The sequence below is a fragment of the Mesorhizobium sp. DCY119 genome (genome assembly GCF_003590645.1).
Lineage (GTDB): Bacteria > Pseudomonadota > Alphaproteobacteria > Rhizobiales > Rhizobiaceae > Mesorhizobium_M.
In genome coordinates, this window is sequence record NZ_CP031834.1 from 570,065 (window position 1) to 589,008 (window position 18,944).

21 protein-coding genes are annotated in these 18,944 nt (G+C 62.1%); 6 read left to right on the forward strand and 15 right to left on the reverse strand.

All coding sequences use genetic code 11. The features are described 5' to 3' along the window. Positions 1-3: 3 nt before the first annotated feature. The 7 genes from DZG07_RS02680 to DZG07_RS02710 form a co-directional block, all read right to left on the reverse strand. Complete coding sequence (locus tag DZG07_RS02680) at positions 4-2,571, reverse strand: PAS domain-containing sensor histidine kinase (RefSeq protein ID WP_119814064.1); 2,568 nt, start codon at positions 2,569-2,571, stop codon at positions 4-6. A gap of 201 nt (positions 2,572-2,772) precedes the next feature. After that, the gene (ahcY, locus tag DZG07_RS02685) at positions 2,773-4,173 is read right to left on the reverse strand and encodes an adenosylhomocysteinase (RefSeq protein ID WP_091915659.1); all 1,401 of its coding nucleotides are present in this window, start codon (positions 4,171-4,173) and stop codon (positions 2,773-2,775) included. Between the two features lie 152 nt (positions 4,174-4,325). Next, positions 4,326-4,628 carry an HPr family phosphocarrier protein gene (locus DZG07_RS02690; protein WP_091915661.1) on the reverse strand — a complete coding sequence of 101 codons (303 nt, stop codon included), beginning with the start codon at positions 4,626-4,628 and terminating at the stop codon, positions 4,326-4,328. Continuing rightward, the gene (locus tag DZG07_RS02695) at positions 4,625-5,026 is read right to left on the reverse strand and encodes a PTS sugar transporter subunit IIA (RefSeq protein WP_091915663.1); all 402 of its coding nucleotides are present in this window, start codon (positions 5,024-5,026) and stop codon (positions 4,625-4,627) included. The genes DZG07_RS02690 and DZG07_RS02695 overlap by 4 nt, the downstream gene beginning before the upstream one ends. Before the next feature lie 172 nt (positions 5,027-5,198). Next, a complete protein-coding gene (locus tag DZG07_RS02700) occupies positions 5,199-5,645 on the reverse strand; it encodes a serine kinase (RefSeq protein WP_091915665.1) in 447 nt (148 codons plus the stop codon). 2 nt (positions 5,646-5,647) lie between these two features. Continuing rightward, the gene (locus tag DZG07_RS02705) at positions 5,648-7,432 is read right to left on the reverse strand and encodes a sensor histidine kinase (RefSeq protein WP_091915667.1); all 1,785 of its coding nucleotides are present in this window, start codon (positions 7,430-7,432) and stop codon (positions 5,648-5,650) included. A gap of 129 nt (positions 7,433-7,561) precedes the next feature. Continuing rightward, positions 7,562-8,263, reverse strand: a complete 702-nt coding sequence (locus DZG07_RS02710; RefSeq protein WP_091915669.1) for a response regulator transcription factor — start codon at positions 8,261-8,263, stop codon at positions 7,562-7,564. 368 nt (positions 8,264-8,631) lie between these two features. On the opposite strand from DZG07_RS02710, the gene DZG07_RS02715 reads away from it, so the two are divergent. The 3 genes from DZG07_RS02715 (at position 8,632) to lysM (ending at position 11,389) form a co-directional block, all read left to right on the forward strand. Further along, positions 8,632-10,242 (forward strand): phosphoenolpyruvate carboxykinase, encoded by a 1,611-nt coding sequence (locus DZG07_RS02715; RefSeq protein WP_119821329.1) that lies wholly within the window; start codon positions 8,632-8,634, stop codon positions 10,240-10,242. Positions 10,243-10,321: 79 nt separating this feature from the next. Further along, positions 10,322-10,759, forward strand: coding sequence for an alternative ribosome rescue aminoacyl-tRNA hydrolase ArfB (gene arfB / locus DZG07_RS02720; RefSeq protein ID WP_091915674.1), 438 nt, complete (start codon positions 10,322-10,324; stop codon positions 10,757-10,759). Positions 10,760-10,867: 108 nt separating this feature from the next. Further along, positions 10,868-11,389 carry a peptidoglycan-binding protein LysM gene (lysM, locus tag DZG07_RS02725; protein ID WP_119814066.1) on the forward strand — a complete coding sequence of 174 codons (522 nt, stop codon included), beginning with the start codon at positions 10,868-10,870 and terminating at the stop codon, positions 11,387-11,389. Between the two features lie 164 nt (positions 11,390-11,553). Here lysM and coaA read toward each other — a convergent pair whose 3' ends face one another. The 8 genes from coaA to hisB form a co-directional block, all read right to left on the reverse strand. Then, a complete protein-coding gene (gene coaA / locus DZG07_RS02730; RefSeq protein ID WP_119814068.1) occupies positions 11,554-12,513 on the reverse strand; it encodes a type I pantothenate kinase in 960 nt (319 codons plus the stop codon). 9 nt (positions 12,514-12,522) lie between these two features. Then, positions 12,523-12,846 (reverse strand): phosphoribosyl-ATP diphosphatase, encoded by a 324-nt coding sequence (locus tag DZG07_RS02735; protein WP_119814070.1) that lies wholly within the window; start codon positions 12,844-12,846, stop codon positions 12,523-12,525. Between the two features lie 20 nt (positions 12,847-12,866). Beyond that, positions 12,867-13,652 carry an imidazole glycerol phosphate synthase subunit HisF gene (hisF, locus tag DZG07_RS02740; RefSeq protein WP_119814072.1) on the reverse strand — a complete coding sequence of 262 codons (786 nt, stop codon included), beginning with the start codon at positions 13,650-13,652 and terminating at the stop codon, positions 12,867-12,869. Positions 13,653-13,763: 111 nt separating this feature from the next. After that, entirely contained in the window at positions 13,764-14,612 is an 849-nt protein-coding gene (locus DZG07_RS02745) for an arginase family protein (protein ID WP_119814074.1), read from the reverse strand. Beyond that, positions 14,609-15,352: a 1-(5-phosphoribosyl)-5-[(5-phosphoribosylamino)methylideneamino]imidazole-4-carboxamide isomerase gene (gene hisA / locus DZG07_RS02750; RefSeq protein ID WP_119821331.1), complete on the reverse strand. Its 744-nt coding sequence runs from the start codon at positions 15,350-15,352 to the stop codon at positions 14,609-14,611. The genes DZG07_RS02745 and hisA overlap by 4 nt, the downstream gene beginning before the upstream one ends. Further along, on the reverse strand, positions 15,349-15,999 hold the full coding sequence (gene hisH, locus DZG07_RS02755; RefSeq protein WP_091915687.1) for an imidazole glycerol phosphate synthase subunit HisH: 651 nt from the start codon (positions 15,997-15,999) through the stop codon (positions 15,349-15,351). The genes hisA and hisH overlap by 4 nt, the downstream gene beginning before the upstream one ends. Position 16,000: 1 nt before the next feature. Beyond that, entirely contained in the window at positions 16,001-16,486 is a 486-nt protein-coding gene (locus DZG07_RS02760; RefSeq protein WP_119814076.1) for a DUF2628 domain-containing protein, read from the reverse strand. A 5-nt stretch (positions 16,487-16,491) separates the two neighbouring features. Further along, positions 16,492-17,091, reverse strand: a complete 600-nt coding sequence (gene hisB / locus DZG07_RS02765; RefSeq protein ID WP_091915952.1) for an imidazoleglycerol-phosphate dehydratase HisB — start codon at positions 17,089-17,091, stop codon at positions 16,492-16,494. A 193-nt stretch (positions 17,092-17,284) separates the two neighbouring features. On the opposite strand from hisB, the gene hslV reads away from it, so the two are divergent. From hslV to DZG07_RS02780, 3 genes are read left to right on the forward strand one after another with little or no spacing between them, the layout of a single operon-like run. Continuing rightward, the gene (gene hslV, locus DZG07_RS02770; RefSeq protein ID WP_091915691.1) at positions 17,285-17,833 is read left to right on the forward strand and encodes an ATP-dependent protease subunit HslV; all 549 of its coding nucleotides are present in this window, start codon (positions 17,285-17,287) and stop codon (positions 17,831-17,833) included. Then, complete coding sequence (locus tag DZG07_RS02775) at positions 17,823-18,344, forward strand: GNAT family N-acetyltransferase (protein ID WP_119814078.1); 522 nt, start codon at positions 17,823-17,825, stop codon at positions 18,342-18,344. The genes hslV and DZG07_RS02775 overlap by 11 nt, the downstream gene beginning before the upstream one ends. Further along, positions 18,341-18,940: a DUF2585 domain-containing protein gene (locus DZG07_RS02780; protein WP_119814080.1), complete on the forward strand. Its 600-nt coding sequence runs from the start codon at positions 18,341-18,343 to the stop codon at positions 18,938-18,940. Before DZG07_RS02775 ends, DZG07_RS02780 begins: the two co-directional genes overlap by 4 nt. The last annotated feature ends 4 nt before the right edge of the window (positions 18,941-18,944 follow it).

Genomic DNA, 18,944 nt, shown 5'->3' on the forward strand with positions numbered 1-18,944 from the left:
CCGCTACTCCGCCGCTTCGCGGACGCCGGTGGGCGTGGTCGGGAACAGGCAGATCACGGTGGTGCCGCGATCCTTCCCGGTATCGATCCGGACCGAGCCGCCGTGAAGCTCGACGAAGCTTTTGACGATCGAAAGCCCGAGCCCCGCACCGCGCCGGCGGCCGCCGTTCACCCGCGGCTCGAAGCGCCGGAACACCGTGTCCAGAATCTCCGGCGCCATGCCGGGACCGTCGTCGTGCACGGCGAACTCGACGCCGTTCGCAGTCTGCCGGCAGGACAGCGAAATGGTGCTTGCCTCGGGCGCGTAGTTGGCGGCGTTGCTGAGCAGGTTGTAGAGGATCTGGCGAATGCGGGTCTCATCGCCGTGGAAGCTTTTTGGCGCCTGCGCGGCGTCGATCTTCAGCTTGATCGCATGTTCGTCGAGACGCTCGGCAACCAGCTCGGCGGCTGCGGCGATCGTCTGGTCGACGCGCACTTCGGCGATCTCCAGCTCCATGATGCCGGCATCGACGGTAGCAAGGTCGAGGATGTCGTTGACGATGGTCAGAAGCACCGACGAGGACGAGCCGATATGGCCGAGATATTCGCGCTGGCGTGGCGCCAGCGGGCCGGTTGCCGGCAGCGACAGCAGTTCGGCAAAGCCGATGATGTTGGTGAGCGGTGAGCGCAGCTCGTAGGAAACGTGCTGGACGAAATCGTTTTTGAGCTGGTCGGCCTTTTCCAGCGCCTCGTTCTTGTCCTTCAGCGCGCGCTCGACATTGACGCTGTCGGTGACGTCGACGAAGGTGATCATCACCTGCCCGTTCGGCAGATGGATGACGGCATAGCGCAGGACGGTGCCGTTCTTCAGTTCCGTCTGGCCGCTGCCGTCGCGGCGCTCGTCGTCGAAACCGGTGACGGCTGCCACAAAGGTCGGCCAGGGACTGTTTTCCGCCAGCGCATCGCATTGCGCGCGGATCGCCGAGATGTGGGTCTTCGCTTCGACGGTTTCGGCAGGCAGGCCCCAAAGGTTGACGAAAGCCGGGTTGGACAGGCGTATACGGCCGTCAGGCCCGAACACCGCAACACCTTCGGCAAGATTGTCGAGGGTTTCGCCCTGCACCCGCACGGCGGTGTGGTAGCGGCTTTCGAGGTCCATGCGCTCGGTCAGGTTCTCGAACACCCAGGTAACGCCGCCCTTGGGTTGCGGATTGGCGATGACGCGGATGGTGCGGGAGTCCGGCAGATGCCACCAATGTTCCTGCGAATCGACGGAGCGATAGGCGCCGAGCAGGTTTTCCTTCCAGCGCCGCCATTCCGGCTGCTCGGCAATCTTGCCGTCACTGCGCAGCCTGTCGAGCAGCAGGGCATTGTCGGGCGCGCTCTCGAGAAACGCGACATCCAGATCCCAGAGCTTCTGGAACGCCTGGTTGAAGAAGCGCAGTTTTTCCTGCGGGTCGAAGATCGCCACCGCCGTGGTGAGTTGGTCGAGCGTGTCGGCATGGCTGCGAACCGTGCGCTCATATTCCTCGCGAATGGTCTCGACACCGCTCATGTCGAGCGCAATGCCGGCCGAACCCTCGCCGCCGGCAAAATCCGTCACCGAAAACATCCGGCGGTCGCCCTTCACCACGGTCGAAAGCGTCTGTTCGAACACCGGGTGGGCAAGATGCTGCTGCACGATCGATTCGCGCGCCGGCGTGCCAAGGAATTCCTTGCCTTCGCGCATAGCCGCTTCGGCATTCAACGCCTCGACCGCCTCTGCATAGGCGCGGTTGACCCATTTCAGGCGACCGTCGGCAGCCCGAATCCAGAACGGCATCTTCAGGGCGTCGATGAGCCCGAGCATGTTGTCGTAGTCGGCGGCGAGACGCTGGTTTTCCAGCTTCAGCCGTGCCTGGTTTCGCTGCGATTCGGAAAGCGCCACGAACCGGACCAGGAAATGCGACGGGCTCTTGCGGCCCTGAACTTCCAGCGGCGCGGAGGTCTGCGATTCGACGACGAGGTCGAAGGAGGCGCCCTTTTCGCGCAAGGCGGCAACCGCGTGGTCGAGGGCGGCGGCCGAGCGCGGCATCAGCCAGCGACCGAAGGCCAGGAACGCGGCGCGCTCTTCCGGTGCGCCGGCTTCCGCCGGCAAAGAGCCGATCAGCTCGGGCTTCTGTTTCTCGCTCGCCCATACCACGACGCGCTGGTCGCGCAGGTTGAGCAAGGCGTCGGAGCGCTGCAACGACGCATTCAGATCGGCGACTCGGGCACGCAGGTCGACATTTTCCGCGGAAATCCGGGCACGCTCGCGGATCAGGACAATGGCCGATACGAGGGCCGCGCCCATGACGCCGGCAAAGACGGCGAGCTGCATGACTTCGACCGCGCTGACCGAAAGACCTGCCTTTCGCGCCACCACATCGGCCTGAGCCAGGGCAGCGTCAACCGAGGACAGTCCGAACACGGATGTAGCAGCCAGAAGGCGACGGGCCACCGGCCACCGCGGCATGCCAGCCGGCCAGAGTCCTGCCACTGAAGCAGCCTTGCTCGAATCCTCGTGGCCGCCGGTAACGGCCTGTCCCGCGTCTAGCGGGTTATCCCCCGGCATGTCTTGTTCCTCTCCGCCGCCTGAATGCAAGACCGCCTTGATACTGCCCCTCGGATCCCCGCCCCCGGGCCCCAAGACGTCGCGAATCACAACAACATACAAGCTGGGCGAATCGCCGTGAAGAAGCTGATGCGGCAAAAAGAAAGCCGGGCGAAAAGTCAATCGCCCGGCTTCAACATCTAGTAGTTTGGTTAATTCAAATCAGTATCTGTAGTGTTCCGGCTTGAAAGGTCCTTGCTGGGTTACACCGATATAGGCGGCCTGTTCGCCGCTAAGCTCGGTGAGTTTCGCGCCAAGCTTGTCGAGATGCAGGCGCGCCACCTTTTCATCGAGATGCTTGGGCAGCACATAGACCTGATTCTGGTAGGTGCCGGGCTTCGTCCAGAGCTCGATCTGGGCGAGAACCTGGTTGGTGAAGGACGCCGACATGACGAAGCTCGGATGGCCGGTGGCGTTGCCGAGGTTGAGCAGGCGGCCTTCCGACAGAAGGATCATGCGCTTGCCATCCGGGAAGGAGATCATGTCGACCTGCGGCTTGACGTTGGTCCACTTCAGATTGCGCAGTGCGGCGACCTGAATCTCGTTGTCGAAGTGACCGATATTGCCGACGATGACCATGTCCTTCATCGCCCGCATATGGTCGAGGGTGATGACATCCTTGTTGCCGGTGGTGGTGATGACGATGTCGGCGGTGGGGGCCGCATCTTCAAGCGTGACGACCTCAAAGCCGTCCATCGCAGCCTGCAGGGCGCAGATCGGGTCGACTTCCGTGACCTTGACGCGGGCGCCGGCGCCGCTGAGCGACGCAGCCGAACCCTTGCCAACATCGCCGTAACCGCAGACGACGGCGACCTTGCCGGCCATCATCACGTCGGTGCCACGGCGGATGCCGTCGACCAGCGATTCCTTGCAGCCATACTTGTTGTCGAACTTCGACTTGGTGACGGAGTCATTGACGTTGATTGCCGGGAAGGGCAGCAGACCCTTCTTCTGCAGCTGATAGAGCCGGTTGACGCCGGTGGTGGTCTCTTCGGTAACGCCGCGGATCGCTTCGCGCTGCTTGGTGAAGAAGCCGGGCGACTGTGCCATGCGCTTCTTGATCTGGGCGAACAGGATTTCTTCTTCTTCGCTGCCGGGGTTCGACAGGACGTCCTCGCCTGCCTCGGCACGTGCGCCGATCAGGATGTACATGGTGGCGTCGCCGCCATCATCGAGGATCATGTTGGAGGTGCCGCCATCGGCCCACTGGAAGATCTTGTCGGTGTACTGCCAGTATTCCTCCAGCGTCTCGCCCTTGATGGCGAAAACCGGGATGCCGGCCTCGGCGATAGCGGCGGCAGCATGATCCTGCGTCGAGAAGATGTTGCAGGAGGCCCAGCGGATGTCGGCGCCGAGCGCCTTCAGCGTCTCGATCAGAACCGCCGTCTGGATCGTCATATGAAGCGAGCCGGTGATACGGGCTCCCTTGAGCGGCTGTTCCTTGCCGAACTCCTCGCGGCAGGCCATCAGGCCCGGCATTTCGGTTTCGGCGATTTCGATTTCCTTGCGGCCCCAGCCGGCAAGCGAAAGGTCGGCAACGATGTAGTCTTTGCTACCAGACATTGCAGTGCTCCAGTGAATACGGTTTGCAGGCGCACCCGGAGCCATATTCACAACGGGCGCAATTATGCCGCGTGACTATCAGATCACGGTCAAATCGACAATGGGATATAAAGAAATCTTTATTCGTGCATATCCTGCAACGAACGCCGCGTTCAGATTTCCTCGCCGAAACGCGCCGAGATCAGCGCTTCGAGCGCATCCATCACCTGCTGCGCCTCCGGGCCGCTGGCGGTGACACGGATCGAGCAGCCGGGGCTGGCCGCCAACATCATCAGACCCATGATCGAGGTGCCGCCGACGGAAGTGCCATCCTTTTCGACGCGGACGTCAGCCTGAAAGCCTCCGGCGACCTGAACGAACTTCGCCGAGGCACGGGCATGCAGGCCACGCTGGTTGACGATCTGGAATTCCCTGCTGATCAGGCCATCCTTGGCAGAGAAGGGCAGACTGCTCATTTGCTGCTCAACAGCTGGCTGGCGACATTGATGTATTTGCGTCCGGCCATCTGAGCCTCATCGAGGGCGAGCGCCATGTTGTCGCCCTTGCGCACGCTGGTGAGCTTGATCAGCATCGGCAGGTTCATGCCGGCGATGATCTCGACGCGACCGGATTCCATCACCGAAATGGCAAGGTTGGACGGTGTGCCGCCGAACATGTCGGTCAGCACCACGACGCCGGAACCGGTGTCGGTCCGGGCAACGGCATCGACGATGTCGCGGCGACGCTGCTCCATGTCGTCATCGGCTCCGATGGCAACTGTCTCGAAATGTTCCTGCGGCCCGACGACGTGCTCGACGGCGTTGCGGAACTCCTCGGCCAGTTGACCGTGCGTCACGAGCACGAGTCCGATCATTCTGCTTAGGCTCCCGTCATGGCCCGTTCACGAGCGCATTGTATTGTGGCCGGTTGTCCCGGCATGGCCGGACGGCGGAGCGCTATCTTGTCGACGCGGCGGGCGTTGACAAGTCCTAAAACGCTCGGAATTGGGCCATTTTGCCGCATCGCACCACGAACATGCACTCAAGTTACAAAAAAGGCGGCAAGGAAAGCCGGGCGGAGACCGCAAGAGCAGCGCCAGTGGCGTTGCGCGCGGCAAGCAGCAGGCAGGGCAGCCGGCAGCCGGCCATTTCCTCGAACCTGTCTTCCACAAGACGCTCGGTCTCAGCAGGCGAAACGAGCCGCACCAGAAGATCGATGACAGCGCATTCCTCGAAGCCGATCGGCTTCGGTCCCAGCCCGAAAACCTCCACGAGTCCGCAGATCGTCGGCGGCGCCTTGCACACCAAGCGTCCGCCACGCGCCGATATCAGCACCTGGTCGTCACTGAGCAGCCGGGCCAGCCGGTCTCTTGCCTGAAACTGCGCAATGAGGGTGAGCGCCAACGTGCTCTTGCCCGATCCCGACGCGCCCAGGATCAGAACGCCGCGATCGCCAAGCACAAGTGCCGTGCCGTGAAGGTTCGTGGCAACCACGATCAGCCTTCGACCGGAAGCGTCATCACGAAGCGCGCGCCCATGGTGTCGCCCGGCTTGGAACCCGGAATGTTTTCAGCACTCAAGGTGCCGCCATGCGCCTCGACGATCTGCCGGCTGATCGACAGGCCGAGGCCGGAGTTCTGCCCGAAGGCCTCGCTCGAAGGACGATCCGTATAGAACCGCTCGAAGATGCGGTCGATATTGTCAGCGCGTATGCCGGGACCATTGTCGTCGATCGTGACGATGTTGAACTTGCCGGCTCGCTCCAGCGAGATGGTGATCTGGCCGGTCTCTTCCGGAACGAAAGAGCGGGCATTCTCGATCAGATTGGTGATGACCTGGCCGATGCGAAGGTCGTGGCCGAGCGTGAAATAGCCTTTGACGCCCTGCGGCAGCTTCGCCGGCCTGAATTCTATGCCGACCTTGCGCTTGTGACGACCGGCATCCTGGGAGACGGCGACGAGATCGGAAATGAACTTCTTCAGGTCGATCCTGGCGGCGTCTTCACGCACAAGCTCGGCATCGAGACGCGAAGCGTCCGAGATATCGGTGATGAGCCGATCGAGACGCCGCACGTCATGCTGGATGACTTCCATGAGGCGTCCGCGCGATGCCTCGTTCTTGGCCAGCGGCAGGGTTTCGACGGCGCTGCGCAGCGATGTCAGCGGGTTCTTCAGTTCATGCGAGACGTCGGCGGCAAAACTCTCGATCGCCTCGATGCGGGCGTAGAGCGCATTGGTCATGTCGCGCACGGCGACGGAAAGATTGCCGATCTCGTCCTGGCGATCGGAGAAATCGGGGATTTCCTCGCGATTCTTGACGCCGCGGCGCACGCGCACGGCGGCAGCAGAAAGCCGACGCAGCGGATTGGCGATGGTCGAGGCAAGCAGCATCGAAAGGATCGCCGTCACCAGGGCAGCGATGCCGAAGACGCGCAGGATGGCCTTGCGCTCGGCAGCCACGATCTTGTCGATGTCGCCGCCTTCGGTCGACAGCATCAGCACGCCCATTACGGCGCGGAAGCGCTGGATGGGAACCGCGACCGAGACGATCTGCTCGCCCTGCTCGCTAACCCTGACGATCGTCGACGGGCTGCCGGTCAGCGCGCTCATCACTTCAGGGAAAGATGCGCCATTGCCGCCGGGCTGCTCGCGGTAGACCGGCAGGTCGCCGTTGCGGAACAGGTCGAAGACGAACTTCTGCACGCGCTCCAGGAAATCGGGCTCCTCTTCCTGCACCGGCGGAAGATCGTAGCGCAGGATCTGCCCGCGCGAATAGAGATGCCGGGAGTCGAGCAGCAGATTGGCATCGCGGTCGTAGATGCGCGCGCGCGTCCGCGTCGGCGAAATCAGCCGCCTGAGAACCGGCGCCACGCGCTCCGGGTTGATCGGAAAGTCGAGGCTGTCGAGTTGGTCCGATCCCGGCCCCAGGCTTTCGCCGGCCTGAAGCTCGAGCAGCTTTTCCGGGTCGATCCTGATCGTGTCCGTCTCGATCGTGGCCGAGGAGGCGATCGCGCCGGCGATGATCTCGCCCTGCGTCATCAGGCTTTCCACGCGGGCGTCGATCAGCCCGTCGCGAAAGGTGTTGAGATACATGATGCCGATGACGAGGACCGCCAGGCCGGCAAGGTTGAGGAAAAGGATGCGGCGCGTGAGGCTGGAGAAGACATGATGGCCGAGAAAGCGGCGCAACGGCACGGTCACGCGCCGCAGAAGCGAAGACGCCATCTTGCCCGGCCCGCGTGAGGCCGTTGCCGGTTTCTTGAGCTCGACCTCAATGGCCATGCAGTCACAAATCCCAGATCATGGAGCCTCACCGGTTCTCACGAACCGGGACGGGGCGCTCCACACTGCGAGCCTGATCCGAACCCGGTTCCCGCCTTCCCGGATCATGGCCCGACGGTTCGCGGGCTGTTATGCCTCGCGGAACCGGTAGCCGACGCCGTACAAGGTTTCGATCATCTCGAAATCGTCATCGACAGCCTTGAACTTCTTGCGAAGGCGCTTGATGTGGCTATCGATGGTGCGGTCGTCAACATAAACCTGCTCATCATAGGCCGAATCCATCAAGGCATCACGGCTTTTCACCACGCCGGGGCGCTGCGCCAGCGAATGCAGGATGAGGAATTCGGTGACGGTGAGCGTGACGGGCTCGCCCTTCCAGGTGCAGGTGTGGCGCTCCTGGTCCATGACGAGCTGGCCGCGCTCGAGCGAACGGGCCTGCTGGCTCGGCGTCTTGGCGGCCGCATCCCGGGCGCTGGCGCGACGCAGCACCGCCTTGACGCGTTCGACCAGCAGACGCTGCGAAAACGGTTTGCGGATGAAATCGTCGGCGCCCATCTTGAGGCCGAACAATTCGTCGATCTCATCATCCTTCGAAGTGAGGAAGATGACCGGAAGATCGGTTTTCTGGCGCAAGCGGCGCAGAAGCTCCATGCCATCCATGCGCGGCATCTTAATGTCGAGGATGGCGAGGTTCGGCGGGCGAGCCGCCAGCCCCTCGAGCGCGGATGCGCCATCGGTGTAGGTCTCGACGCGATATCCCTCGGATTCCAGCGCGATCGAAACCGAAGTCAGAATGTTGCGGTCGTCATCGACAAGCGCGATTGTTGCCATATCAAGCGGCTCCCTCATGTGCGGAGTGTCCCTTCTTGCGTCGGAAGGGGCTATTGGCGGACAAATTGGGTACAAAATGTGGCACCGCCGCCGCTCCTTGTCGCATGGACCCTGCCCGCATACTCCCTCTTGGCGACCCGGCTTCGCCTGAATGCCAGATTAAAAATTGCATGCTTATTGTGCAACCCTAGCATCTTTCATTGGATATAAACGATTTAAAATATTTTCAAAATTTTTAAATCGATTAAAGATTTGAAATTACTTACCTTTTCTGTTTCTGACCACAATTGCCCTCCATGAGAGGAGGAATATGACGGCGGGTCATGTGCCCGAACATTGGCGCCCTTGTTATGGATGGAGAGCTGCGCATGAGCGAGACCGGCAAACGAAACCCGAATTTCGGGATCGACAAATCCGGCCTGAACACCTCAGGCACCGTGCATTATAATTTCGGTGCCGCAGCGCTTTATGAGGAAGCGATTCGGCGCGGCGAAGCCAAGCTGACCGCGCATGGAGCCCTCGTGGCGGAGACCGGCCAGCACACCGGACGCTCAGCCAAGGATAAGTTCGTGGTGCGCGACGCGGCCACCGAACCGCATGTCTGGTGGGACAACAACAAGCCGATGTCGCCCGAGCATTTCGAGCTGCTGCTGTCGGATTTCATTGCCCATGCGGCTGACAAGGACCTGTTCGTGCAGGATCTGATCGGCGGCGCTGACGCGACGCAGAAGCTGCCGACGCGGGTCGTCACCGAATATGCCTGGCATTCGCTGTTCATCCGCAACCTGCTGATCCGCCCGGCATCGAGCGAACTCGACGCTTTCACGCCGAAGATGACGATCATCGACCTGCCGTCCTTCCGCGCCGATCCGGCACGGTACGGCTGCCGCACGGAAACCGTGATCGCGGTCGACCTGACGCGGATGATCGTGCTGATCGGCGGCACCTCCTATGCCGGCGAGATGAAGAAGTCGGTCTTCACGGCGCTGAATTATCACCTCCCGGTCAAGGGTGTCATGCCGATGCATTGCTCGGCCAATGAAGGGCCTGACGGTGACGCAGCCGTCTTCTTCGGCCTGTCCGGCACCGGCAAGACGACGCTTTCGGCCGATCCCGCGCGCACGCTGGTCGGCGACGACGAGCATGGCTGGGGACCGGAAGGCATCTTCAATTTCGAAGGCGGCTGCTACGCCAAGACGATCCGGCTTTCGGCGGAAGCCGAGCCTGAGATTTTTGCGACGACCCAACGCTTCGGCACCGTGCTGGAGAACGTCATCCTCGACGAGGCACGCGTTCCCGATTTCGACGACGGGCGGCTGACTGAAAACACGCGCTGCGCCTATCCGCTCGATTTCATTCCCAATGCCAGCGCCAGCGGCCGCGCCGGCCATCCCAAGAACATCATCATGCTGACCGCCGATGCCTTCGGCGTGATGCCGCCCATAGCCAAGCTGACTCCGGCGCAGGCCATGTATCACTTCCTGTCGGGCTACACGGCAAAGGTCGCCGGCACCGAAAAGGGCGTGACCGAACCGGAAGCGACCTTCTCGACCTGCTTTGGCGCACCCTTCATGCCGCGCCACCCATCGGAGTACGGCAATCTGCTGCGTGAGCTGATCGCCGCGCACGGCGTCGACTGCTGGCTGGTCAACACCGGCTGGACCGGCGGCGCCTATGGCACCGGCAAGCGCATGCCGATCAAGGCAACACGCGCGCTGCTTGCGGCTGCCCTCGACGGCTCACTGAACGGCGCGGAATTCCGCACCGACGCAAATTTCGGCTTCGAGGTTCCCGTGACGGTTTCGGGCGTCGACAGCGCGATCCTCGATCCGCGCTCGACCTGGGCCGACAAGCAGGCTTACGACCAGCAGGCGAAGAAGCTCGTCAACATGTTCATCGACAATTTCGGCAAGTTCGAAACCCATGTCGATGCCAGCGTTCTGGGCGCCGCGCCGCGCATACTGGATGCAGCCGAATAGGCTCTTCCTCACCACACTTCGAAAAGGCCCGGTTCTGCCGGGCCTTTTCTTTTTGCGCGACGCGGGTCATCAGTAGCGCATGAGCGCCGACGAAAAGATCATCATCGCCGAGGAAGCCGTCATCCACCCCGATGACCTCGAGGAGAATTTCATCCGCTCCTCCGGCCCGGGTGGCCAGAACGTCAACAAGGTGGCGACCGCCGTGCAACTGCGTTTCGACGCCAGGAACGCACCGGGGCTGAGCGAGCGTGTGCGTGAACGCACGATAAAGCTGGCCGGCCAGCGCGCGACCAAGGATGGCGTCATCGTCATCGAAGCCGGACGCTTTCGTACCCAGGAGCAGAACCGGGCCGACGCCCGCGCACGGCTGACGGAACTCGTCGCCAAGGCAGCCGAGCCGCCACCAAAGCCGCGCAGGAAAACAAAGCCGACGAAGGGTGCGGTTGAACGACGGCTGAAAACCAAGGCCGGCCGCTCCACTGTCAAGAAGCTGCGCGGCAAGGTCGAAAACGATTGAGCAAGCCGGCCGCCCGAGAGTGACGAATTTCAATCACTGCTTTCAATTTCTCGCGACAGATGCAAAATTCGCGTTGCGGATCAATGCGGCAGCAAGGAGATACTGACCATGGGTATGTTCGATTTTGTGAAGAATGTCGGCAAGAAGCTGGGATTCGGCGACGACGATGAGAAAGTGGCAACTGCCGAAACGCTGAAGAAGGAGCTCGATTCCCACAAGCTCGGCACCGACAAGGTTCAGGTCGAAATCCAGGGCGACAAGGCGGTCCTCAAGGGCGTCGTGGCAGACCAATCGGTCTTCGAGAAGGCCATCATTGCGGTCGGCAACACGCTCGGCGTTTCCAAGGTCGAGGCCGGTGAGTTGAAGGTCGTCGCGCCCGAGAGCGGGCTGAAGCTCGACGGCAATGTCGACATGAACGCGGTGGTTGCGGCGGCAACGCCGGCCAAGGAGCCCGTTTTCTACACAGTCAAGAAAGGCGACAATCTCTGGAAGATCGCCGAATCCCAGTATGGCAAGGGCAAGGGCGCGAAGAACACGCTCATCTTCGAGGCCAACAAGCCGATGCTGACCCACCCCGACAAGATCTATCCCGGCCAGGTGCTGCGCATCCCCGATATCGCGCAGGCCTGAACGGCATCAAAGTTTGCATCAGAACGGCGGCCCAGAGCCGCCGTTCTCATTTCTGGCTTCACGTCGCCAAAGGGCTGTCAGCATTGGCGAAAAACAGCCCCTCACCCTTACCCTCTCCCCGCAGGCGGGGAGAGGGGGTCGTCAGCGTTGCGGCCGCAAAGACTCTAAAGCTTCCTCAGCGCCACTTCCTCGACCAGATGATCCTCGCCCTTGCGCAGGATCAGGTCGGCGCGCGGGCGGGTCGGGAGGATGTTTTCCCTGAGGTTCTTCAGGTTGATGTTGCCCCACAAGCCCTCGGCGATCGCCTTGGCGGAATCCTCGGACAGTTGCGAATAACGATGGAAGAAAGACTCGGGATTGCGGAACGCCGTCTCCCTCAGCCGCATGAAACGCTTGATATACCAGCTGTGAATCAGCTCTTCCTCGGCATCGATATAGATCGAAAAATCAAAGAAATCCGAGACGAAGGGGACGAAGTTGCCGTCCTTCGGCAGCTCTCGCGGCTGCAGCACATTCAGCCCTTCGAAGATTAATATATCAGGCCGATCGATGGTGACGAACTCGCCGGGCATGACGTCATAGGTCAGGTGCGAATAGAGCGGCGCGCGAACATCGCGCTGGCCCGACTTGATCGCTGACAGAAAACGCAGCAGCGCGCCGACATCATAGCTGTCGGGAAAGCCCTTCCGCTCCATCAGGTTCTCGCGGCGCAGCACCTCGTTGGGCAACAGGAAACCGTCGGTCGTCACCAGATCGACCTTCGGACTCGACGGCCAGCGCCCGAGAAGCTCCTTCAGGATACGGGCCGTCGTGGATTTGCCGACCGCAACCGAACCGGCCATGCCGATGATGAAGGGCGTCTTGGCGACCTGGTCGCCGCTGAAAAAGGCCTGTCGCTGGCGAAACAGCAACTGGCTCGCCTCGACATGGGCGTAGAGCAGACGCGACATCGACAGGTAGATGCGGCGGACCTCGTCGAGATCGATCGGGTCGTAGAGCGAGCCTAGCCGCTTGACCTCGTCCGCCGTCAGGGTCATCGGCGTATCGGCGCGGAATTCGGCCCATCGCTCGGCCGAAAAGAACCGGTAGGGCGAATATTTTACGGTCGGAGCGAGTTGATCCATCGCTTACCCTCAGCTTTGGTTGCGCGAGGCTTTCTCGGCAATCCCGGACTGGCCGGTCCTTTTTTCGAGCTCCGCAAGCACGTCCGACAGCGGCACGCCGGCAACCGCCAGCACGACCAGCCAATGATAGAGAAGATCGGCGCTTTCGGAAACGAGGTCCTGTTTATCGCCCTTCACGGCAGCGATGACCGTTTCGACGGCTTCCTCGCCAAGCTTCTTGGCGGCGCGTTCCATGCCCTGGGTAAAGAGCTTGGCGGTCCATGACGACGGATCGCCCGAACGGGCGCGCTCAGTGACGATGCGTTCGAGATCATCCAGGGAAAAACCGGTCATTCGCATCTCGGCGAGAGAGGTCACGCGGCAGCATCCAGCCGCATCGGCAGGCCTGCTTTTGCCATGTAGTCCTTGGCCTGCGCAATGGTGTAGGTGCCAAAATGGAAAATGGAAGCTGCCAGAACGGCAGTGGCATGGCCATCGCGGATGCCTGCGACCATGTGCTCAAGCGTGCCGACGCCGCCCGAGGCGATCACCGGCGCGCGCACCGCATCGGCCACCGCGCGCGTAAGCGAGATATCGTAGCCGGCCTTGGTGCCGTCGCGATCCATGGAGGTCAGCAGAATTTCGCCGGCGCCGAGATCGACGACCTTTCGCGCGAACTCGATAGCGTCGATGCCGGTCTTCTCGCGGCCACCATGGGTGAAGATTTCCCAGCGGTCGCCCTCGCCCGGTAGCGAGACCTTCTTTGCATCGATGGCAACGACGATGCACTGGTTGCCAAACTTGTCGGCAGCCTCGGCGACGAAATCGGGATTCTTCACCGCCGCCGTGTTGATAGACACCTTGTCGGCGCCGGCCAGCAGCAGCTTTCGTATATCAGCCACCTGGCGCACGCCGCCGCCGACGGTCAGCGGCATGAAGCACTGCTCCGCCGTGCGGGCGATGACATCGAAGATGGTTTCGCGGTTGTCGGACGATGCGGTGATGTCGAGGAAGCAAAGCTCGTCGGCACCGGCCGCATCATAGGCCTTGGCCGCCTCGACCGGATCGCCGGCGTCGATCAGGTCGACGAAGTTGACGCCCTTGACGACGCGGCCGTCCTTGACATCGAGACAGGGAATGACACGGGCTTTGAGGGTCAAAGGACGGCCTCCATTTTTGTTTGCGCGTCCTCGCCGCTTCGCGGCTGCGGGCGTCGCGGGGCGTCCTTGACGTCGAGACAGGGAATAACGCGGGCTTTGAGGGTCATTGCATCAGGTCTCCCGGTCCTTGCGTTCCAGCGTATCCAGGAAGTCGACGAGCAGCTTGCCAACCAGTGGAGGCGCTTCGGCACTGGCGTCGAATACCGGATCGTAGGCAGAGATAGTCAGCCCGACGACCGGGATCAACCGCGCAACACCGCAGGCCATCAGCCGCAACTGGTCGGGGTTTGGGCCACCCGGCGTAGCGTAGCGGTTGGCCTGCAGGATATCCGGGTCGAGGACATCAAGGTCGAGATGCAGATGCGTGCGGCTGGCACCGGCAGCCTTCAGCCTGCCGACAGCGCCAGACGCCTGCGTGCACTCTGCGCGGATGACGGGCAGGCTTTCCAGAAGGCGTTTTTCGTCCGGATCGAGATCGCGGGCATCGACCAGCAAGCAGCGCGAAGGGTCGATTGCCTGGAAACCGGGAATGGCATTCGCCATCGGGCGCCAGCACAGACCGAGCACGGTTGCCAGCGCCATGCCGTCGAGGAAGCCGAAGGTCGATGTCTCGGGCGTGTTGATATCGCCATGCTGGTCGGCCCAGATGATCGAATCGGCGCCGTCTCCGGCAACCGCGCCTGTCGTGGTCAGGCAGTTGCCGGAAAGCACGATCGGGAACCGCCCGGCGGCCTTGCTGGCCGCCACCCTGGCCGCGACGGCATGGCAGACGGCAAAACCGGTCGCGATCTCGCGCCCCTGCTCGTCGCCAACCTTGCCGATATCCTCAACCGTAATGTCGTGCCCGCTCAACGTCAGCGCTTCGACCAGTCCGCCGGCGATGATAGCCTCAGGGCCCAGTCCGACGCCAGATTGATAATGGCCGCTGTCATAGGGTGCGAGGATGAGCGAAAGCTTCATCGCCGGCTACCTTTCCCCGCTTTCAGAATTGTGAGCGCTTCCGCCGGGTCGATGCGGCCGTCATAGAGCGCGCGGCCGGAGATCGCGCCTTCGAGCTTTGTCGCATCGGGCATGGTCATGCGCACGATGTCGGCGATCGAGGCGAGGCCGCCCGAGGCGATGACCGGAATGGAGACTGCTTCGGCAAGGTCGATGGTCGCATCCCAATTGATGCCGGTGAGAATGCCGTCGCGGTCGATGTCGGTGTAGATGATCGCCGACACGCCAGCACCTTCGAATTTCTTTGCCAGCTCGATGACGCCCAGCGTCGAAGCCTCTGCCCAGCCCTCGACCGCGACCTTGCCGCCCTTGGCGTCGATGCCGACCGCAATCTTGCCCGGAAACTTCTTGCAGGCTTCGATGACCAGGCCGGGATCGCGCACGGCGACCGTGCCGAGGATGACGCGGGCAAGCCCCTTGGAAAGCCAACTCTCGATATGATCGAGCGTGCGGATGCCGCCGCCGAGCTGGACCGGATTTTTCGTCGCCTTGAGGATCGCCTCGACGGCCGCGCCATTGACGCTCTCGCCGGCGAAAGCGCCGTTGAGATCGACGACATGCAGCCACTCAAAACCCTGATCCTCGAAGGATTTTGCCTGGGCGGCGGGATCGGCGTTGTAGACGGTGGCCTGATCCATGTCGCCGAGCTTCAGGCGAACGCACTGGCCGTCTTTCAGGTCGATGGCGGGAAAGAGGATCATGGCTTCCATTTCAGAAAATTGGTGATCAGGGCAAGGCCGAGCGCCTGGCTCTTCTCGGGATGGAACTGCGTGCCGGCCATGTTGTCGCGCGCGACCGCGGCGGTGACCGGACCGCCGTAGTCGGCAACGGCCAGCACCTGGTCCGGCTTGGTCGCATCGAGATGGTAGGAATGGACGAAATAGGCATGCAGACCGCCCTCTCCCGTCCGGATTCCGTCAAACAGCGGATGCGAATGTTTCACGTGAATCGTGTTCCAGCCGATCTGCGGGATCTTCAATGCCGGGTCGGACGGGGTGATTTCCTTCACGTCGCCGGCGATCCAGCCGAAGCCGTGGGTGATCGTCTTTTCGAGACCACGCTCGGACATCAGCTGCATGCCGACGCAGATGCCGAGAAACGGCCTCGCCTGTTTTATCGCGACCTCATCGATGGCTTCAGTCATGCCCGGCACTGCGTCGAGCCCGGCGCGGCAATCGGCATAGGCGCCGACGCCCGGCAGCACGATGCGGTCGGCGGTGCGGACGCGCTCGGCATCGGCCGTCAGGTCGATCTCGGCGGCAATCCCCGCCTCGCGCGCGGCGCGTTCGAATGCCTTGGTGGCCGAGCGGAGATTGCCCGACCCGTAATCGATGATGGCAACACGCATGTCAGGCTTTTCCGGGATATTGAACGAGGCCTAGCGCCGGTGCAGGTCGCGAAAGCGCATGGGGCGAGGCAACCGCGACGGGACGGGCAATCTCCTCGGCCTCGGCAGTCTCGCCGCTCGCAGCCTGTGTGAGATAGCGTATCTCGGCGTCAGATATATCATCGGCCTCGACAGCGCCCCATTCGCGCCAACCCCGGCGGCGAAGAGCTGCAATGCGCAGCGCCGGCCCTTCCAGGCCGACAAAGATCGAGACGAGCACCGACAGCAGCGACCCGGTCACGCCGAAGCCTGCGACTTCGCCAAGCGCTGCCAACGCCAGCGCGGCAGCGAATGCAAACGCGGCTTCGATCCAGAGACGGTGCCAGAGCAGCCAGATCGGGGGCACGAGAAAGGCAAAAACCGCAAACCTGTCGCGGACGAAGACGGCCTTGTCGGATACCTCGCCGCGCCCCTTGAGCGGCGGCTCCATGACGACATAAGTGCTCATCGGCGTCAGCCTTTCAGCGAACCTTTGGTGGAAGGAACCGCGTCTGGCTGGCGCGGGTCGCGCTCGAGAGCCGTCCGCAACGCACGCGCCACAGCCTTGAAGCAGGTCTCGGCGATGTGGTGGTTGTTGGCGCCGTAATGATTGGTGACATGCAGCGTGATGCCGGCATTCTGCGACAGAGCCTGGAAGAATTCGCGCACCAGTTCGGTGTCGAAAGTGCCGATCTTCGGCGCCGAGAACTTTACGTCCCAGACAAGGAACGGCCGGCCCGAAACATCGATTGCAGCCCGCGTCAGCGTCTCGTCCATGGCAAGGTCGATCGACGCATAGCGCATGATGCCTCGACGCTCGCCGAGCGCCTTCGCCAGAGCCTGGCCGATGACGATGCCGGTGTCCTCGACCGTGTGGTGGTCGTCGATATGCAGGTCGCCCTTGGCCTTAACCGTCATGTCGATCAGCGAATGGCGCGAAAGCTGGTCAAGCATATGGTCGAAGAAGCCGACGCCCGTCGACATATCGGAGCGGCCGGTGCCGTCGATATCGAGGGAAACGGCGATCTCCGTTTCGCGGGTCTTGCGGCTGACTTCGGCGGCACGCTTGCTCATGGAGCGGTTCCTTGCATTCAGAAAACGTGAGCCTTCTAACAGCATGCTGCCACGATTTCCAGTTGGCACGACGCGTGTGTTGCGGCGCGTCTCGTGGGGATTTGCAATCATGCGGCCTATGCATACATATGGCGAAACAAACCTCGTACCGCGCCGATTGCCTTAAAGGGATGGCGCGCAATCGGAGCTGAATATGTCGAATGAATTGACGATGCACGCCACAACGATCGTGACCGTGCGCAAGGGCGGCAAGGTGGTGATCGCCGGCGACGGCCAGGTGAGCCTTGGCCAGACCATCATGAAGGGCAATGCCAAGAAGGTGCGCCGGCTCGGCAAGGGCAATGTCATTGCCGGCTTCGCCGGCGCCACGGCTGACGCCTTCACCCTGCTCGAACGCCTCGAAGCCAAGCTCGAACAATATCCCGACCAGCTGACTCGCGCCTGCGTCGAGCTTGCCAAGGACTGGCGCACCGACCGCTATCTGCGCCGGCTGGAAGCGATGATGCTGGTTGCCGACAAGAATGTCTCGCTGGCGCTGACCGGCACCGGCGACGTGCTGGAGCCGGAATATGGCGTGATGGCGATCGGCTCGGGCGGCAATTACGCGCTGGCCGCGGCCCGCGCGCTGATGGACACCGACAAGGACGCCGAGGAGATCGCCCGCAAGGCGATGGAGATCGCCGCCGACATCTGCGTCTACACCAACCACAGCTTCGTCATCGAAACGCTCGATGCCGCCTGAGGCGCAGCCCCGCTACAGCTTCCGTCCGGTGGTCGAGGCAGATTTGCCGATGATCGCCGGCTGGCTGCGGCAACCGCATGTCGCCGAGTGGTGGGACGATGCTGAAGACGAGATCGCCTCGATCCGCGAGCATATCGACAGCATATCGGTCGAGCCGCTGATCGTTGAGCTGAACGGCAAGCCGATCGGCTATCTGCAAAGCTACGATCCGCATCTCGAGGACGACCATCCCTATCAGGACCAGCCATTCGGCACGCTTGGGCTCGACCTTTCCATCGGCAGGCCGGAGCTTGTCGGCATGGGTCATGGTTCGGCACTTTTGCGGCAGTTCGTGGAAGAGCTGTTCGAGGAAGGCACGCCGCGCGTGATCATCGACCCGGACCCGGCCAACAAAAGGGCCATTCGCGCCTATGAGAAGGCCGGTTTTCGCGCCTTCGACACACGGATCTCGATCTATGGTCCGGCCCTGATGATGGCGATCGACGCCGATGACTGGAACGAGGACGCATGACCGCTTCGGCAGGGCAGAAAAAAGACGCTTTTCACCTGTCCTGGCAGGCTGGCGTCGCGATCGCAGCAGCGCTGATCATCGCGCAGGCGGTGATCCTCTATGGGATGGGCCGGGTGCCGATCTGCGAATGTGGCTATGTAAAGCTCTGGCACGGTGTCGTGCAGAGTTCCGAGAATTCGCAGCATATCAGCGACTGGTACACCTTCTCGCACATCATCCACGGCTTCCTGTTTTATGCGCTTGCCTGGCTGGTGCTGCCCGGACGGTCGATCTGGATAAGGCTGGCGCTGGCCATTGTCGTGGAAGGCGCCTGGGAGCTCCTGGAAAACAGCGACTTCATCATCAACCGCTACCGGGAAGGCACGATCTCGCTCGACTATTACGGCGACAGCATCATCAATTCAGTATCGGATACGCTGGCGATGGTGCTGGGCTTTGTCATGGCGCGGCGCCTGCCCGTATGGAGCATCGTCGTCCTAGCGCTGATCTTCGAAATCGGGGTCGGTTATCTCATCCGGGACAATTTGACACTCAATGTAATCATGCTGGTCCATCCTTTCGAGGTGATCAAGCAGTGGCAGGCGGGGGCCATCTAGACCT

What these genes read in the sequence shown, in the direction of transcription:
- DZG07_RS02680 (WP_119814064.1), bottom strand. Translation starts at nt 2,571, where the DNA reads ATGCCGGGGGATAACCCGCTAGACGCGGGACAGGCCGTTACCGGCGGC.
- ahcY (WP_091915659.1), bottom strand. Translation starts at nt 4,173, where the DNA reads ATGTCTGGTAGCAAAGACTACATCGTTGCCGACCTTTCGCTTGCCGGC.
- DZG07_RS02690 (WP_091915661.1), bottom strand. Translation starts at nt 4,628, where the DNA reads ATGAGCAGTCTGCCCTTCTCTGCCAAGGATGGCCTGATCAGCAGGGAA.
- DZG07_RS02695 (WP_091915663.1), bottom strand. Translation starts at nt 5,026, where the DNA reads ATGATCGGACTCGTGCTCGTGACGCACGGTCAACTGGCCGAGGAGTTC.
- DZG07_RS02705 (WP_091915667.1), bottom strand. Translation starts at nt 7,432, where the DNA reads ATGGCCATTGAGGTCGAGCTCAAGAAACCGGCAACGGCCTCACGCGGG.
- DZG07_RS02710 (WP_091915669.1), bottom strand. Translation starts at nt 8,263, where the DNA reads ATGGCAACAATCGCGCTTGTCGATGACGACCGCAACATTCTGACTTCG.
- DZG07_RS02715 (WP_119821329.1), top strand. Translation starts at nt 8,632, where the DNA reads ATGAGCGAGACCGGCAAACGAAACCCGAATTTCGGGATCGACAAATCC.
- arfB (WP_091915674.1), top strand. Translation starts at nt 10,322, where the DNA reads ATGAGCGCCGACGAAAAGATCATCATCGCCGAGGAAGCCGTCATCCAC.
- lysM (WP_119814066.1), top strand. Translation starts at nt 10,868, where the DNA reads ATGGGTATGTTCGATTTTGTGAAGAATGTCGGCAAGAAGCTGGGATTC.
- coaA (WP_119814068.1), bottom strand. Translation starts at nt 12,513, where the DNA reads ATGGATCAACTCGCTCCGACCGTAAAATATTCGCCCTACCGGTTCTTT.
- DZG07_RS02735 (WP_119814070.1), bottom strand. Translation starts at nt 12,846, where the DNA reads ATGACCGGTTTTTCCCTGGATGATCTCGAACGCATCGTCACTGAGCGC.
- DZG07_RS02745 (WP_119814074.1), bottom strand. Translation starts at nt 14,612, where the DNA reads ATGAAGCTTTCGCTCATCCTCGCACCCTATGACAGCGGCCATTATCAA.
- hisA (WP_119821331.1), bottom strand. Translation starts at nt 15,352, where the DNA reads ATGATCCTCTTTCCCGCCATCGACCTGAAAGACGGCCAGTGCGTTCGC.
- hisH (WP_091915687.1), bottom strand. Translation starts at nt 15,999, where the DNA reads ATGCGTGTTGCCATCATCGATTACGGGTCGGGCAATCTCCGCTCGGCC.
- DZG07_RS02760 (WP_119814076.1), bottom strand. Translation starts at nt 16,486, where the DNA reads ATGAGCACTTATGTCGTCATGGAGCCGCCGCTCAAGGGGCGCGGCGAG.
- hisB (WP_091915952.1), bottom strand. Translation starts at nt 17,091, where the DNA reads ATGAGCAAGCGTGCCGCCGAAGTCAGCCGCAAGACCCGCGAAACGGAG.
- hslV (WP_091915691.1), top strand. Translation starts at nt 17,285, where the DNA reads ATGTCGAATGAATTGACGATGCACGCCACAACGATCGTGACCGTGCGC.
- DZG07_RS02775 (WP_119814078.1), top strand. Translation starts at nt 17,823, where the DNA reads ATGCCGCCTGAGGCGCAGCCCCGCTACAGCTTCCGTCCGGTGGTCGAG.
- DZG07_RS02780 (WP_119814080.1), top strand. Translation starts at nt 18,341, where the DNA reads ATGACCGCTTCGGCAGGGCAGAAAAAAGACGCTTTTCACCTGTCCTGG.